The following is a 16,334-nucleotide window of genomic DNA, read 5'->3' as shown; positions in this document are numbered from 1 at the left end:
GGAATTAACGTTGACATATTGTCATTCAGTTTTCAATGTTCTCTCGTTGACTGCTTTACTATTATAGCATGTCGCATTTTGGAATGCAACACTTATTTATATCTTTTTTAACTAAATAGTAACGTTTGTTGTGTCGGTATGTGTTTCGTCCGACAAGATATAACTATACAGGGTCTGTTCAATTAATGCAAGGGGTTTTTTTAAAAAAGTTCCAGGAGCTTCAAATTGTTTTGAAACCCCCGACCTTTCTACAGTTCCGTCCGGTATTCTATCGCCTTCGACAGTGTCACTTCATCTGCATACTCCAAGTCTCCGCCTACAGGAAGACCGTGGGCTAGACGCGTTATCCTAACCCCTATCGGTTTTACGAGTCGCGAGATGTACATCGCTGTCGACTCGCCTTCGATGTTCGGGTTCGTGGCCAGGATGATTTCTTTTATCTGTTCATCCTTCAAGCGTTCTATTAGCGTAGCTACATTGATATCTTCAGGGCCTATGCCATCCATTGGACTTATTGCCCCATGCAGGACATGGTACAACCCTTGATATTCACGCATCTTCTCCATAGCTATAACATCTTTCGTATCTTGAACGACACATACTATGGAACGATCCCTACTCTTATCTTGGCAGATGTAGCATGGATCTACATCGGTGATATGTCCACAGATAGAACAGAATTGGAGGTCTCTTTTCACCTCCATAAGGCTCCGCGAAAAATTGACTACGTCGTCTTCCTTCATATTAAGTACATAAAATGCCAGACGCTGGGCAGTCTTCGGCCCAATGCCCGGCAATTTCATGAAACTGTCTATCAGCTTGGATATTGGTTCTGGATAATGCATCTACATCATTCCCGGAATGTTCATGCCTTTAGTATGTTTTCCTAGACGCTCGCTTGTAAGTTCATCCGCTTTCGTCATTGCTTCGTTGGTTGCGGCTACGATCAGATCCTGGAGCATTTCGATGTCTTCAGGATCCACAACCTCTTCCTGCACCTCGACATCCAATACTTCTTTATGTCCGGAAACAGTCACTTTGACCATGCCGCCGCCAGCTGTACCTTCAATTTTTTCTTCTTTCAGTTTTTCCTGTTCTTCCTGCATCTTCTTTTGCATTTTCTGCATTTGCTTCATCATGCCTTGCATATTGTTCATTCCGCCAGCCATATATATTCTCCTCCAATTAGTTTTAAATTTCTTCTATAATAGTATATACGAAATGAAAGCTTTTATAAACAGATATCCTTAACGGGTCTCCACTATATCATCGCCGAATATCTCCTTGGCGACATCGGAAGGTTTCTTCTCTTTTGTTATAGAAGCTTCAGGTCCCTCTTTTTTCCGGTTCGATTTCTTCTCCTGGATATAATCATGTCTAACCTGCAGCCAGCTGGAGTCGGGGACGCCAACCACCTTTACATCCTTCCCTATAATGGAAGGAATGACTTCCTCCAACTCCTTCCTTTTCTTCTCATCCTTGTTTATCAGATCACTGTGCAGGTCGCTTTGAAACTTGAGCAATACATGTGTATCGCTCGCAGCAACGGGTTCTGAATCTTTAATGAGTGAGCGGAGCGCATGGTATCCCTTTTCCTCGACATGCTGATAGACCTTGGGCCAGTCATCTTTAAGTTTAACAAGATCGTCTTTATTGGCATGATCCAGCACTTTTTCTATCTGACGAAGCGAGAACCCTTTAGCCATTTGGTTTGATGTCTTTCTTGGTGGCTCTGCCGTTTGCGTTCTTGGTGTATCCTTTGGCTGATCCGCCAATTTTTTATCGATTTCAGCCAATCTCTGTTCAATGTGCGAAAGGTCGACTGCCTGAGGTACGTTCGCCTGGTCATTACGGTTGAGTACCTGAATCAGTTTAACGATGACTACTTCAAGATGTACACTGGTGTTGACGGAAAAGCGCATCATCACCATGGCATCATTGAGCACATCTATCATTTCATATAACATCTTATCCTCAGTGTGCACAAAGGCAGTATCCTCGTCGATATCGCCTTCATGCTTCATCAGGATAATATCCCTTATATAGTAGACCAATTCATGAACCAGCCGCGTAGGGTCCTTACCCTCTTCGATGAACTGATGGTATCTGATGAATGCCTGCCTTGAATCCCGCTGGTCAATCATTTTGAGCCAAGTGTTCAGCTCTTCGGATTTGATTCCGCCCGTGATCATGATGGCATCGTCCAACGTTATGACATCATTGCTGTAGGCGATGACCTGATCCATGATGCTCAACGCGTCCCGCATGCCCCCTTCTGAGGCGCGTGCAATATATTCGATTGCTTCTTCCTCGTACTCCAGCGTCTCGCTTTCAGCCACATACTTGAGTCGTTCTGTAATCTCCCTCATTTCAATTGACTTGAAATCAAAGCGTTGGGCTCGGGAAATGATGGTAGCTGGTATTTTATGGGGTTCAGTCGTCGCCAATATGAATATGGCGTGACCGGGTGGTTCTTCCAAAGTCTTCAAAAGGGCATTGAATGCACCCGTCGTCAGCATGTGCACCTCATCTATGATATATACTTTGTATCTTGTTTCAGAAGGTGCATACTTCACCTTTTCCCTGAGGTTCCGGATTTCATCTACACCGTTGTTGCTTGCAGCATCTATTTCAATGACATCGTTCGCACTGCCTTCTGTAATGCTCATGCATATATCACACTCGTTGCACGGTTCCCCATCAGTACCGAAGTTGCAGTTCAATGCTTTTGCAAATATTTTCGCAATGCTGGTCTTACCCGTGCCCCTCGGTCCGCTGAACAGATAGGCATGGGATTCCTTATTCCTGATTATTGCATTCTTCAAAGTTTTCGTTACGTGTTTCTGACCGACGACATCTTCGAATTTCTGCGGTCTGAATGCCCGATATAACGCCTGGTATTCCATTCAGCAGCACCTCCGTAATGATTCTTCCATGCCAATAATTATATCATATATAAACACTGTCCACCTTTAAAGGAAAACATTAAAAAATGACTGCATCATCAGATGCAGTCATACATTATGTAACCGTGCACCGCTTCCTTGAATTTTCGGCACAAGCGTTACTCAAAACATCAGCTCAACTCCGGCTGTCCTACGGCACATAGAATGGGCCACTTAATGCTGCTTCCTTCCGGACCTGACATAGTTCGTGACGTTCTATTGCATAGGACCGGAATCTCAACACTGATGATATTGAGGCAGTCCTCACACCGAATACCCTCAGAAGCGGAATTCAGTCCTGCTAGAGCGGATTGCAGGTACAGGGCACCGCTACCTCCCCACTTAGCACGGCACGTTATATAATATCAAAATCAACCATCGAATGCAAGATAAATGCTACTCTCCATGAAACCTGCGTGAAAAGTCGATGAACTTGAATTCATTGGCCAGATGCTTGGAGATATTATATTGAAATGGTTGGGCGTCACTCAAGTGAACGATGGAACGAACAGTCGCAGTATATCTGGGCAGAGCGTTTCCAAACAACTCGAGATCCCTTTCGTTCATCGGGTCGAAGGTGATTTCCTTATGGGAATAGGCGATTGTCAGCCCCAATTTACCTTCAATATATTCATAGATGGAGTCTTCTGCAATTTCCTTTGTAAGTCCGGGCATTATACCCACCATGAAGAAATCAGTATCAACGATGTGCGTCTTGCCGTTGAATTTGCGTTCCCGGATAAGCTGCCAAACCTTCTCATCAGGTTCAAGTTTTAACGCATCCATGACTTTCGGAAAATCTTGTGCAAGATATTGCTCCAATTCGACAACATTAGTAGAGTACTGGGTTGTCTTCAGGCTCTGTATTTCTTTAAAACTTGTGAGGTGGGAAACAGTGAAATCCATGGCAGGATTGAAGATGACGACTGAACCCTTCCCCTTCACTTTCTGGATATATCCATTTTCCCGAAGCAGATTGAGTGCTTTTCTCACTGTTTCGCGGGAGACCTCGAACATGCTGACAAGGGTGTGTTCTGAAGGCAGTACACTACCCACTTTATACTTACCTTCAGCGATGTCACTCGATAGCACCTGATATATATGATTATACTTGTTTATGTTCATTCTGTTCACCGGCCATTCCTAGGATGTATATAAATCATATACATATTAACTTTTTCTAGCTGTCTTGTCCATAAATCATCAACGCTTCGAAAGGCCTGAGCACATCTGCTGTCTTATCATAGTTGGAGATAAGCACTTCTCCTCCACGCTCAACATCTGGCGGGTACTCGACATCCCTATTACGGAAGTTGGCTATCACTGTAATGCGCTCGCCCTCATATAGGCGTTCGTACACAAATAGATCATCATCGCCCATGAGGTGTGGTCTGACATCACCATAGGTCAGAATATCTCTTTCATGCCTCAACTGAATTAGCTTCCTATAGGTATGGAGAATTGAATTTTCGTCTTCCAATGCTTTTTCTACATTAATGGTCCCATAATTATCAGCAACTTCTATCCAAGGATATCCTTCCGTGAAGCCAGCATGCTTCGAATCATTCCACTGCATCGGCGTGCGTGAATTATCCCTCGATTTTGAAGCGAGAATTTTCATGACAAGGTCAATGCTCATACCCTTTCCCCTCATTGATGTATATGCGTTCAAACTCTCGACGTCACAATATTGATCAATGCGGGTGAAGCCCGGGTTTGTCATGCCAATCTCTTCCCCCTGGTAAATGTAGGGAGTACCTTTCAGGCCATGCAGTGCAATCGCAAGCATCTTACCGCTGAGCACCCTATCTTCTTCAGTGGCGTCACTTCCGAATCGGGAGACGACCCGGGGCTGGTCATGGTTGCACCAGAAAATTGCATTCCATCCGCCTCCCTGGTCCATTGCTTCCTGCCACTCCATCAAGATCCGCTTCAGTTGCAGGAAATCGAAATCGGCCAAGGCCCACTTTTCTCCTCCCGGATAATCCACCTTCAAATGATGGAATGTAAACACCGAGTTCAACTCGTTTCTGTCTGGACGTGTATATTTCAGGCAATGTTCTATGGTCGTCGAAGACATTTCCCCGACCGTCATGATATCTTTGCCTCCGAATGTTTCCTGGTTCAACTCTTTTATATATTCATGAACTTTAGGGCCATCCGTATAAAATTCCTTGCCCGGCCCATCAGCATCTTGAAATTCGCCTTTGGAGATCAGATTGATGACATCGAAGCGGAACCCATCGACTCCAAAGTCTATCCAGTAGTTGATCATATCGTAGATTTTACGGCGTACTTCTTCATTTTCCCAATTCAAGTCTGCCTGGGTCACATCAAAGAGGCGCAGGTAATACTGGTTCGTATCATCGTCATAAGTCCATGCATTGCCGCCGAATTTAGATTCCCAGTTCGTAGGAGGGGCGTCGTAGGTGCCGTCTTTCCATATATAATAATCACGATATTCATTATCTCTGGATTTTTTTGATTCCACAAACCAATTATGGTGGGTGGAAGTGTGGTTGATGACGATATCCATCATAATCTTGATGCCTTTATCGTGGGCCCGAGCGAGGAGTTCCTTCAGATCTTCCTTGGTGCCAAACTCAGGATTGATTTCATAGTAGTCACTGATGTCATAACCATTATCATTCATCGGCGATTCATACACCGGCGTCAACCAGAGATAATCCACACCGAGAAACTTGAAATAATCAAGCTTCTCGATGATACCTCTGATATCCCCCCGACCACTTCCGGTCGTGTCATTGAATGATTTCGGGTAGATCTGATAAACGACCGATTTCCTCCAGTCTTTAGACGTCATTATAAAAACTCCTTTTAATTTTTTTATTCATCCACCATATCCTTGGTCTTCTCTTTGGCGAATCTTGAAAAGAGTAGGGTAAGCAGGAATGGTACGACAATCGCAATCAGCATGCCGATTGTAAACAGGAGCCAGAAACCTTCAGTAATTGAGATGACGCCTGGCACCCCGCCGACTCCGACACTCGCCGCCGTCAGACCATTCATGCCGAATATTCCGCCGACCACTGAAGTTGTCAGGATTGCTGCAAGGAATGGATATTTAAGGGGGAGGTTCACACCGAACATTGCGGGTTCAGTAACCCCAAGCCAGCCTGAGATGCCAGAAGTCATGGCCAGACCTTCTTCTTTTTTCTTCTTCTGTTGACGATAGATGACCCATGCGCCGAATGCTGCAGAACCTTGGGCGATATTGGAGATTGCGAGAATTGGCCATAGATAGGTCGCTCCAGTAGTTCCGATGAGCTGAAGGTCCATCGCAAGGAACATATGGTGAAGTCCTGTAATGACAAGTGGAGCATAGAACAATCCATATACTGCTCCGCCCAATATTCCTGCAGATTCAAACAACCATACGATGCTGTCTGAGATGATGCCGCTCAGGAATAACGTGACCGGTCCGATTAGTGTGAATGTAAGAATGCCGACAACAAGCAGCGCAATCGGTGCAACCAGAAGCAACTTGAACATATCATGGATACGTTTATCGAGGAAATTCTCCACTTTGGCAAGCAGCCATGCTGCGACCAGCACTGGGAGGACCTGCCCCTGATAGTTTAACTGTTCAATCTGAAGTCCAAAGAAGTTCCATGTGGGAATTTCAGCAAGCTCCCCTGCCTCCGCATCAAATAGACCGTACTGACTGGCAAGATCCGGGTGACACAGTGCGACACCTAAAGCAATCCCGAGCAGAGGATTGCCCCCAAACACCTTCATGGCCGACCAGCCGATCAGCACAGGCAGAAAGATGAATGGCGCGACTGCAATGAAGTTGATCATGCTTGCGATACCTTCGATGCCTGGGAATTGACTTATGACGGATTCATTTTCCCAAAACAAACCTTCTACTGTAAGTAGGTTGTTGACACCAAGAAGCAGACCCGCCGTTACGATGGCCGGCAGAATCGGGATGAAGATATCGCCAAGCACTTTGATGAAACGCTGAAGTGGGTTCATCTTCTGGGCAGCTGCAGCCTTCACTTCATCTTTAGAGCCGCCGCCTCTGCCAGTCTCCTCTTCAAAGATCTTGAAGGCCTCGTTCACTGTGCCCTGGCCAATAACTACCTGAAACTGGTTATTGGCCGCAAATGACCCTTTAACCAAATCTATGGAGTCGAGTTTTTCTTTATCCACTTTCGATTCATCTTCCAATGCAAGCCGCAAGCGTGTCACACAATGCGTAGCAGCATTAACGTTTTCCTTGCCGCCGATCGCTTCGATTATCGCTTTAACATCATCTCTGTTCACTGCCATCCTGTTCACTCTCCCCTTTATTATATTTCGGTGTAATTATATCATGTATAGACATGTTGTGTAAAGGCTTTCATAAGATGGTGGTATAAAAAAATGCATAGAAGTGTTAAATAAAATTTCAGCTACCGTGTCTAAAATGTAATTATAACTTAAGGAGTGCTTAAAATTGGGAATAAAACTTATTAAAATTTCAAGTTTATACTTTGTAATTGGTGTCGTATTAGGCATGGTTATGGGGATGGCAGGTTTGTATCAATTCGTCTCTACTCACGCACATGTCAATTTATTAGGTTGGGTTTCAATGACGTTATTTGGCTTAATTTATCAAGCTTTCCCTAATCTCACAGAAAACATTTTGGCTAAAACTCATTTTTGGCTTCACAATATTGGATTACCTATCATGTTAATTGGCTTAATTGCTTTTGGTCTTGGCAACAATGCTTTAGGAATTCCAGCAATGAGTGTTGGTGGTATCTTAATCGTTATTGCTACGATTATTTTTGCAATTAACTTGTGGAAAAACTTGCATCAAACTGCAATTTAATTTTTAGTTCAGGAGATAATAACATGCAAAATTATACTGAAAAAGTAAATTCATTTAAAGAAGCAATGTCTAATTATCCAACTGGTGTCAACGTTGTAACGACTGTTGATGAAAATGATGAACCCATCGGATTGACAGTGAATTCATTCGCCTCCGTCTCATTAGACCCGCTCCTTGTTTTATGGTCAATCGACAACGCTGTTTCAACTTTTGATAAGTTTATGGAAACTGATCAATTTGCAGTCAATATTTTAGCAAGCAACCAAACAGACATAGCTTCTACATTTGCTGGAAGTGAAGAAGACAGATTCAGCAAGTGTGAGTGGCGTTTATCTGAACAAGATTTGCCGATTATTTCTGATGTGATGGCTTCATTGCAATGTAAAGTTTTTAAAAAGGTGGAGGCTGGAGATCATGTCGTTTTAATCGGTGAAGTTTTTAATATTGATGTTCAAGATAAAGCACCTCTTTTATATCACAAAAGAAAACTCACTGGTTTTCCACAAAGCTTTCATGAAGAATAATTTTTTAAAATAAATCATATTAACTAAAAAGGAGCTAAATCCCATGGGATTTAGCTCCTTTTTCTTGTCTTTTAATTCCCTTATATTGGTCAAAAATTCACTTCGCAAGGGTAAATGGCAGGGAACTATTTGCTTAAACTTTCGCCTAAACAAACCAAATCCCTCTAAATCAAGCAAAGTCGCTCTTGATTCCTTACTCCTCTACTCCCACTCGATCGTGGCAGGTGGTTTACTTGTAATGTCATATACGACCCGGTTGATCTGCTCGCTCTCATTGACGAGGCGTTTGGATATGCGTTCGAGCACATCCCAATCGATCTTCGCGAATTCACTTGTCATACCGTCGATGCTTGTAACGGCCCGGATGCCGATGGTATGGTTGTATGTTCTGTAATCACCCATAACACCAACTGAACGGATGTCTGGAAGTACAGTGAAGTACTGCCATATTTCCCGATCGAGTCCTGCCTTGGCGATTTCATCGCGAAGAATCCAATCGCTTTCACGGACGATTTCAAGCTTCTCTTCGGTGATTTCACCTAGGACTCTGATGCCGAGGCCAGGACCTGGGAACGGCTGTCTCCATACAAGGTGTTCAGGAATCCCAAGCTCGATGCCGAGCTCGCGCACTTCGTCTTTGAATAATGTGTTGAGTGGCTCGAGCAGCTTGAACTGCATATCTTCAGGCAAGCCACCTACATTATGATGGGATTTGATGGTCGTGGCAGTTTCCGTACCGGATTCGATGATATCCGTATACAGTGTGCCTTGCGCCAAGAAGTCCACATCTTTAAGTTTGGATGCTTCATCATCAAATACATAGATGAACTCGTTGCCGATGATCTTGCGCTTTTGTTCTGGATCGCTGACGCCTTTAAGTTTGTTCATGAACCGGTCTTTCGCATCCACTTTGATGATGTTCATATTGAAACCTTCACCAAAGTGTTCCATAACCATTTCCGCTTCACCTTTTCTAAGGAGTCCATGATCGACGAAGATGCACGTGAGGTTATCGCCGATTGCCCTGTGCATCAATACTGCTGTAACGGAGGAATCGACTCCGCCACTCATGGCACAAAGCACTTTCCGATTGCCGACTGTTTCACGAATCTTTTCAATTTCGATATCGATGAAATTATCCATCGTCCACTCACCATGACATTTACAGATATCCCGGATGAAGTTTTTGATGAATGTATCTCCGTTCTCCGTGTGTTTGGACTCGGGATGGAACTGCACTCCGTAGATATCCTTATCTCTATGCTGAATACCAGCGTACTGGCAATTCGATGTTTCAGCTATCTTTGTATAGTCTTCAGGGATGCGGGTAACTTTATCACTGTGGCTCATAAGGACAGTCTCAACTTCATTGAGTCCTTTGAATAATGGAGATGCCACTTCAGAGTCTAAAGTGATATTGGTCGCACCAAACTCTCTTTCGTCAGAGGCTACGACTTCTCCACCATTAAGGTGTGTGATGAGCTGCATGCCATAACAGATGCCAAGCACAGGTATATCCAAATCGAATACCCCGGGATCGACGGTCCAGCCATTATCCGCATAGACGGACCGTGGTCCACCGGAGAGGACGATGCCGCGTGGGTTCAACTCTTTTATCTCTTCGAGTGTGATGCTCGGGTTATGGAGCTCACTATAGACGCCAAGATCCCTGATGCGTCGTGTAATGAGCTGGTTGTATTGGCTTCCGTAATCGATTACCAGGATCAGTTCTTGTTCTTTAGCCATTTCCATCTTTAAACAGTGCTCCTATCTAGAATAGTTTGGGGATTCTTTAGTAATCTGCACATCATGTGGATGACTTTCGACCATCCCGGCACCTGTGATTTTAATGAATTGGGATTCTTCCCTCAATTCCTGAAGGTTTGCAGATCCAGTATAACCCATGCCGGACCTGAGGCCACCCATCAGCTGATAGATTGTATCACTAAGTGGGCCTTTGTACTCTGTACGGCCTTCTATACCTTCTGGAACGAATTTCTTAGCTTCAGAATCCTCCTGGAAGTAACGGTCTTTTGAGCCCTGCTCCATCGCGCCGAGAGAACCCATACCGCGATAAGTCTTATATCTTCTGCCCTGGAATATTTCAGTATCACCTGGGGATTCGCTTGTGCCTGCCAGAAGACTTCCGAGCATTACAGCGTGGCCGCCTGCAGCGAGTGCTTTGACGATATCACCGGACAGTTTGATGCCGCCATCTGCGATTATGGCTTTACCGTGTTTACGCGCTTCCGTCGCAGCATCATAGATGGCTGTGATTTGAGGGACCCCGACACCTGAAACGACACGCGTTGTACAGATTGAACCTGGACCGATGCCTACTTTGACTACATCCACTCCTGCATTGATCAGTGCTTTCGTACCTTCGGCAGTCGCCACATTACCTGCAATAAGAGTGATGTCTGGGAACTTTTTGCGTATATCTGCAATTGAATTCAACACACCTTCTGAATGGCCATGGGCCGTATCGATGACGAGCGCGTCGACACCTGCTGAAATCAACTCTTCAGCGCGCTTGTCGGTTTCCCTTGCGATACCGATGGCTGCAGCCACCAATAGGCGCCCCTGGTCATCTTTTGCACCTTGGGGGAATTCTATAACCTTTTCGATATCTTTTATCGTGATGAGGCCTTTCAATGTGTTATCTTCATCAACTAGGGGCAGTTTTTCAATCCTGTAGTCTTGAAGGATCTGGGCTGCTTCCTTCAACGTTGTGCCAACACCGGCAGTGACAAGATTGTGCTTCGTCATGACGTCATCTATCGGCTTGGAGTAGTCCTCTATGAATCTAAGGTCACGGTTGGTGATGATGCCGATCAGTTTCTTTTCATCGGGATCATTTACTATAGGCACACCAGAAATTCTGTATTTTCCCATCAGATGTTCTGCCGCAAAGACTTGTTCCTCCTTAGTCAGGAAGAATGGATCGGTGATGACACCATTTTCTGAGCGTTTCACCTTTTGGACTTCGTCGCGTTGGCGTTCGATCGACATGTTTTTGTGGATGACACCGAGGCCGCCTTGGCGGGCCAAGGCAATAGCCATTGCAGATTCTGTGACGGTATCCATGCCTGCGCTCAATACTGGAATGTTGAGCTTGATCTTCTCCGAGAGTTGGACTGACAAGTCCACTCCTTTAGGCAGTACTTCTGAATGTGCCGGCATAAGCAGCACATCATCGAATGTCAAACCTTCTTTTTCGAACTTACTTTCCCACATTTTATTGCCTCCTATTTGAATTAGTGCACCTCAATAAAACACATATGATAGGAACAATGAAAAAACAGCCCCATTCGGACATTCACTTGATATTCCATAGTAGCTTCATTTAAGGTAAAGCATAGAAACTCATAATCCATATCATTATGATTATATGAAATAAAATATTTAATTATTTATGATAGCAAAAAGCAGCAACATAAACAATGCATTTGCTGATATGCGGAAAATACCGAAAATTTAAATAATAATCATTTAAGTTTACCAGTTCGCTACAAAGGGAAAACATCATAAAAAGCTAATAGAAGATATGAGGTGGCCGTTGTGAATTTTTTTGAACTCTACGATAGTCAAGAGTCGGTATTAGACCGGATTACACAGTTGAAAGCCGAAGACTACTATGAAGACGATATACATCTCCTCGGAAGGGATGATCTTGAGTTCGATGCACTCGAATATATGGAAGTCCACTTTCATATGCATGTGCCCGATGAGAGAGGGCTTAAGGAGATATTATCCAGAAATGAACCTGCCGAACGCTATCTCCATGATTTTGAATTGGACGAGGACGAAATTGAGAGGTACCTTTTCAAAATAAGCCAAGGCAACTATCTGCTCATCTATTCTGATCTTGAAAAGAAAGAGAGAGAAGAAGAAGACGAAAGGACAGAGAGTGCAGAGAGTGCAGAGGCTGATTTCAAGGACAGTACCAGAGACTTAGAATAAAAATACGATTCGGTTATGGACCGAATCGTACTTTTTATATTTTAATTATCGTGCAGGTATAATTCAGGTTCTTTTATGACATGCATACCATGGCCTACAGCTGCTTCTGAAAAATCGCGGTAGACGGGTCTCAAAACTTGTGACTCATCCCCTTTCTTCAGACATATGCGTTTTATCTGTTTCACAGAAAGAGTGTTGGAATGCATATATGGTTCATACTTTTTAATCATCCACCTATAGTGATGCAGTGAAAGATTGAAGGCATCACTCCTTTCTTCCCCACACACCTCCCCGTACCGCTTCAGAAAGTTAAAGTATGTATAATGCTGAATTTCCTTGTTATTGTCAGGATCAAAGCCATTGAAATGCACATGATATTTATCGGTTATGATTCTTTTTTGGCTTTTTTCCATGAAGTTGACTGCACTTTCAATCTTATTGAACATTTCAATCAGGAGATCGACTTCATCCGAAATTTCTGATTGCACTTCATCCCCTTCACTGCAGATGCACTCCAGAATATCAGGATAGTGTTTTATGATCCCTTCTGTAAGAATATCCATATAATATTTATAGGATTCCTTATTGGAAGGCTCAAGTATACTAAACAGTTTGAACTGATTAAAAATCAATAATCGAATGCTCTTATTATTCAATCCGTTCATCTAGAAGATACAATCCAGACATCTGTACCCATTCGCCCGGTCCCTTCTCGATTCTTGCACACACTTCTTTTTTAGATTATCCAGAACACATGACACAACAGAATTTTTCTGATGGACATCCTTCATGTTAATTCCCCCTTGTATTTAGATGCTTTAAGCATCCTATCCATATTTTAAGTCGCGCTTTATGAATAAGATAGCTAGTTACCTAAAATATTCTCTTCAGAATAATTATTCAATCTTTGCGCCATTTCCAACTTCCTTCCCATTCTGAATATATGTTTACTTTCATCAATGATTTTTAAAGCCTCTGTTTTATTACCCAATTGAAATTCGGCCATCGACCGGTTATAGAGCGTCTCACACATGAGATGAGTGGATTCATATCTGTTCAGAATTTCTATACTTTTATCCGAGTATTTCAGAACCTTGCCGTACTCCCCCTGCCTATAATACGCAGTGCTCAAATTATAGAGTATCTTCACGATTAACCTATAGGATTTCCGCCCTGACTTCTGATAGTAGTACTCAGCTTCCTTATAGAAATCAATACCTTCTTTCCCCATCAGATGGTGGATGTTCCCCTTAGCCAGATACATTTCCGCCACCGCTTCATACATCCATTCATTTGTCCTGTTCTTTTCTATTGCCCGGGAAATCTTCTCCTGTGCCACTTCTAGATGTCCTTTAGAATACTCCACCAAACCTTCATGCCAATGCCTATATCCTTCGAGATCAGGTGTCTGACTCCAGGTTTTTTGATTGTGCTTCTCCAATATACTTTTAATTTTGGTGAAATCCTGTCTCCTTCTTTCTGTATCCAAAGCTTCTTGTATCATTTTTGCAGGTGTCTTCTCCCCATTACAGAACACATCATGGAGGCTTAGATTCAATCGCTCCATTATACGCATCAATTTATCCAACGATATATCAAATTGATCATTTTCCAACCTTGAGATTACTGACTGGGAGACAATCCCTCTGCCTAAGGCAGTTTGGGACAATCCGATCATCTTTCTTCTCATCCTGATTCTACTTCCGATACTTTCCAATGAATGTCACCCCTTTTTGATATTATTCCACAGCATGAGGTTATGCGTCCATCAAATTACGAAGGTGAGTTTATGCCCTATTGTGCAGGGTATATGAATATTGTATGAAAAACCTACTAAATAGCAGGATATATTTCAGTCAATTTATATTCCAGTATAATTAGATGATGATTGAACCCAATAAGATGGAGGGATGGACGATGCGTAAGATTGAAACATTTTTGAACGAACAGGAATTGACAGGTAGAATCGAAGGGTTGAAGGAAGAAGGTATCAAAGAGAAGCAGATGACGGTGATTTCCAGCCAGAATATCGAAGGGGCTTCTGTAAATTACAACGATGTCAATTACAAGAATGCCGACGGGACCACTTGGGATAAAATCGTCGCCTGGTTCTCATCCGAAAGTCCTGAAGATCACGTAATGACTGAATTGAATCTCAGCACTGAAGAAGAAAAGGAATATAAAGAAGCACTGGATAGTGGAAAAATCCTGCTTTACGTTAGCGACGAAGAAAAAGGAGCCACGATTGATGCTCCAACAGACCCACTTCTCGAAACGGATGAAAACCGTGTCGATAAAGGGCACACGCCGAACATACCTGATTCGACTCCAGGCGCTGTCTATGCCACAAACAAGTTGGACGACAATGAGAATGAGAAAGATAAAACTCGTATCCTAGATGAAGAGATGACTGAAACACCTCGTAATCAAGATTTAGTCGACACCCATCATATGGAAGGTTCACTTGAAGAGGAATCATCGTCAAATCCGGATACTGACGAAAAAGACGGGGACCAGACTGGGACACAGGAAATGCACGTCAATAAAACTGTAGAACCTAATTCCCAAAAGACGTTCACAGGGCATAATGATAAAAATGCGACCGGTACACAAGAGGTACATGTCGACAAAACTGTGACACCAGATTCCCATGACGAATCTGTAGAACGTAGGCGCACAGACGAGAATGATAAGAGGAATGGATTTTAACGATTACCCCCCCTACGATGCCAAACCGTGGGGGGGTATTCATTCCCACTACCGATAGATGGGTATCGAAGAGGGTTTCAGATTCATTTAGAGATAATCAGATTTTAAAATAATCAAGGAGGAAAAAAGAATGGGAAGACTAGACGACAAAGTGGCTGTAGTCATAGGCGGTACATCAGGGCTTGGAGAAGCTACTGCTAAAATGTTTTCAAAAGAAGGTGCCAAGGTCGCTATAGTCGGAACCAATGAAGCGCACGGCCAGAGCCTCGTCACAGATATCGAAAAAGAAAACGGAGAAGCAATCTTCGTACAAATGGATATAACAAATACAGCTTCGGTTAAAGATGGTGTTGATAGAATAGTGAAGGAATACGGCACTATTGATGTACTGTATAACGGGGCAGGCATCCATGATGCCTACAATAACATCATTGAAACGGATGAAGCGGATTTTGATAAATTGATGGATGTAAACGTCAAAGGGCCATACCTTGTCACAAAAGCAATCATTCCCATACTTTTAGAAAAGGGCAAAGGTTCCATCATCAATATCGGATCGCAATCGACATTTGTCGCTGGTGCGGGTGGCAACACTTATGTAACGAGTAAACACGCAATCAGCGGCTTCACCAAACAATTGGCCTATGATTTCGGCCATAAAGGCATCAAATCCAATTTAATCGCTCCAGGTTTCATTGAGACACCTATGACTGAAGGCATCCAAGATGAAAGGCTAAAAGATATTCCTGCAGGCAGAGCCGGCAAGCCGGATGAAATAGCCGCCGCAGCAGTTTTTCTGGCTTCAGACGAATCAGACTATATGCAGGGAGCTGAAATTAAAGTAGACGGAGGCTGGACAGTCGGACGTTAAAAGAGAGGAAACCTTTTGATATCAATTGGTGCTCTTCTTAAAGGGAGGTGGTGATGACATGGAAAATGTTACAATCAAGTTTGATGAGTTAGTCCCTAAAGCAGCAGAACTGACTGTTAAAGAGACGAAAGATGATTTTAATCAGTTGGTATCTGAACAAGATTCAGATGTTTATGAGTTTATGAGAAAGAATACTGATACGTTCCTAGATCATTACGAAGAAGTGTTCCGAAAGAATCTACACGACCTTGTGATGATATCTGTTAATGATCAACTTAATGGATAGCATATTTTAAAATTACACTTTTCCCAACAAGAATTTTATTTGAGCTTCTTGCTTATCAGTAACTTGACTATAAACGACCGCCATTGTGATTAGGAATAGCGCTTATTGATAATCTCTGCGTTCATCGAGCATTAGTTTCGGAAGACTCTTTATTCACTTCACCTGAAAAAAATTCAAGCATGTAAAAACCCCTTGA

16 protein-coding genes, 1 other RNA gene and 1 riboswitch are annotated in these 16,334 nt (G+C 43.2%); of the genes, 6 read left to right on the top strand and 11 right to left on the bottom strand.

Features of this window, described 5'->3' with window-relative positions; translation table 11 throughout:
* Window positions 1-248 precede the first annotated feature (248 nt).
* The 7 genes from recR to treP all read right to left on the bottom strand — a co-directional run bounded on the left by recR (window position 249) and on the right by treP (window position 7,241).
* Entirely contained in the window at window positions 249-845 is a 597-nt protein-coding gene (gene recR, locus ACFFLE_RS02985) for a recombination mediator RecR (protein WP_344702021.1), read from the bottom strand.
* Window positions 846-1,169 carry a YbaB/EbfC family nucleoid-associated protein gene (locus ACFFLE_RS02980; RefSeq protein WP_380569680.1) on the bottom strand — a complete coding sequence of 108 codons (324 nt, stop codon included), beginning with the start codon at window positions 1,167-1,169 and terminating at the stop codon, window positions 846-848.
* 78 nt (window positions 1,170-1,247) lie between these two features.
* Entirely contained in the window at window positions 1,248-2,906 is a 1,659-nt protein-coding gene (dnaX, locus tag ACFFLE_RS02975; protein WP_380569679.1) for a DNA polymerase III subunit gamma/tau, read from the bottom strand.
* A 123-nt stretch (window positions 2,907-3,029) separates the two neighbouring features.
* Window positions 3,030-3,296, bottom strand: an RNA gene (gene ffs / locus ACFFLE_RS02970) — signal recognition particle sRNA large type.
* Between the two features lie 45 nt (window positions 3,297-3,341).
* The gene (gene treR, locus ACFFLE_RS02965) at window positions 3,342-4,070 is read right to left on the bottom strand and encodes a trehalose operon repressor (protein ID WP_380569678.1); all 729 of its coding nucleotides are present in this window, start codon (window positions 4,068-4,070) and stop codon (window positions 3,342-3,344) included.
* Between the two features lie 55 nt (window positions 4,071-4,125).
* On the bottom strand, window positions 4,126-5,769 hold the full coding sequence (gene treC / locus ACFFLE_RS02960; protein ID WP_380569677.1) for an alpha,alpha-phosphotrehalase: 1,644 nt from the start codon (window positions 5,767-5,769) through the stop codon (window positions 4,126-4,128).
* A gap of 23 nt (window positions 5,770-5,792) precedes the next feature.
* Entirely contained in the window at window positions 5,793-7,241 is a 1,449-nt protein-coding gene (treP, locus tag ACFFLE_RS02955) for a PTS system trehalose-specific EIIBC component (RefSeq protein WP_380569676.1), read from the bottom strand.
* 166 nt (window positions 7,242-7,407) lie between these two features.
* Here treP and ACFFLE_RS02950 point away from each other — a divergent pair, with 166 nt between their 5' ends.
* Window positions 7,408-7,785 carry a cytochrome-c oxidase gene (locus tag ACFFLE_RS02950; protein ID WP_380569675.1) on the top strand — a complete coding sequence of 126 codons (378 nt, stop codon included), beginning with the start codon at window positions 7,408-7,410 and terminating at the stop codon, window positions 7,783-7,785.
* A 23-nt stretch (window positions 7,786-7,808) separates the two neighbouring features.
* On the top strand, window positions 7,809-8,309 hold the full coding sequence (locus ACFFLE_RS02945; RefSeq protein ID WP_380569674.1) for a flavin reductase family protein: 501 nt from the start codon (window positions 7,809-7,811) through the stop codon (window positions 8,307-8,309).
* A gap of 201 nt (window positions 8,310-8,510) precedes the next feature.
* On the opposite strand, the gene guaA is transcribed toward ACFFLE_RS02945, so the two are convergent.
* Both guaA and guaB read right to left on the bottom strand, forming a co-directional pair.
* The gene (guaA, locus tag ACFFLE_RS02940; protein WP_380569673.1) at window positions 8,511-10,061 is read right to left on the bottom strand and encodes a glutamine-hydrolyzing GMP synthase; all 1,551 of its coding nucleotides are present in this window, start codon (window positions 10,059-10,061) and stop codon (window positions 8,511-8,513) included.
* A 15-nt stretch (window positions 10,062-10,076) separates the two neighbouring features.
* The gene (gene guaB, locus ACFFLE_RS02935) at window positions 10,077-11,546 is read right to left on the bottom strand and encodes an IMP dehydrogenase (RefSeq protein WP_380569672.1); all 1,470 of its coding nucleotides are present in this window, start codon (window positions 11,544-11,546) and stop codon (window positions 10,077-10,079) included.
* A gap of 77 nt (window positions 11,547-11,623) precedes the next feature.
* Window positions 11,624-11,724: riboswitch (purine riboswitch) on the bottom strand.
* Between the two features lie 146 nt (window positions 11,725-11,870).
* Between guaB and ACFFLE_RS02930 the strand changes: the two genes are divergently transcribed.
* The gene (locus ACFFLE_RS02930) at window positions 11,871-12,272 is read left to right on the top strand and encodes a general stress protein (RefSeq protein ID WP_380569671.1); all 402 of its coding nucleotides are present in this window, start codon (window positions 11,871-11,873) and stop codon (window positions 12,270-12,272) included.
* A gap of 41 nt (window positions 12,273-12,313) precedes the next feature.
* On the opposite strand, the gene ACFFLE_RS02925 is transcribed toward ACFFLE_RS02930, so the two are convergent.
* Together ACFFLE_RS02925 and ACFFLE_RS02920 are read right to left on the bottom strand one after the other, a co-directional pair.
* The gene (locus tag ACFFLE_RS02925) at window positions 12,314-12,904 is read right to left on the bottom strand and encodes a YfbU family protein (protein ID WP_380569670.1); all 591 of its coding nucleotides are present in this window, start codon (window positions 12,902-12,904) and stop codon (window positions 12,314-12,316) included.
* Between the two features lie 233 nt (window positions 12,905-13,137).
* Window positions 13,138-13,989, bottom strand: a complete 852-nt coding sequence (locus ACFFLE_RS02920; protein ID WP_380569669.1) for a helix-turn-helix domain-containing protein — start codon at window positions 13,987-13,989, stop codon at window positions 13,138-13,140.
* A gap of 200 nt (window positions 13,990-14,189) precedes the next feature.
* On the opposite strand from ACFFLE_RS02920, the gene ACFFLE_RS02915 reads away from it, so the two are divergent.
* From ACFFLE_RS02915 to ACFFLE_RS02905, 3 genes are all read left to right on the top strand, one after another.
* The gene (locus tag ACFFLE_RS02915) at window positions 14,190-14,981 is read left to right on the top strand and encodes a general stress protein (RefSeq protein WP_380569668.1); all 792 of its coding nucleotides are present in this window, start codon (window positions 14,190-14,192) and stop codon (window positions 14,979-14,981) included.
* A 130-nt stretch (window positions 14,982-15,111) separates the two neighbouring features.
* Window positions 15,112-15,852, top strand: a complete 741-nt coding sequence (locus tag ACFFLE_RS02910; protein ID WP_380569667.1) for an SDR family NAD(P)-dependent oxidoreductase — start codon at window positions 15,112-15,114, stop codon at window positions 15,850-15,852.
* 58 nt (window positions 15,853-15,910) lie between these two features.
* Window positions 15,911-16,138 carry a hypothetical protein gene (locus ACFFLE_RS02905; protein ID WP_380569666.1) on the top strand — a complete coding sequence of 76 codons (228 nt, stop codon included), beginning with the start codon at window positions 15,911-15,913 and terminating at the stop codon, window positions 16,136-16,138.
* Window positions 16,139-16,334: the final 196 nt, after the last annotated feature.

Origin of the sequence: Salinicoccus siamensis, from assembly GCF_042429615.1 — a bacterium.
GTDB lineage: Bacteria > Bacillota > Bacilli > Staphylococcales > Salinicoccaceae > Salinicoccus > Salinicoccus siamensis.
The sequence above is the reverse complement of the archived record's forward strand: the minus strand, read 5'-3'. Positions and strand labels throughout refer to the sequence as shown.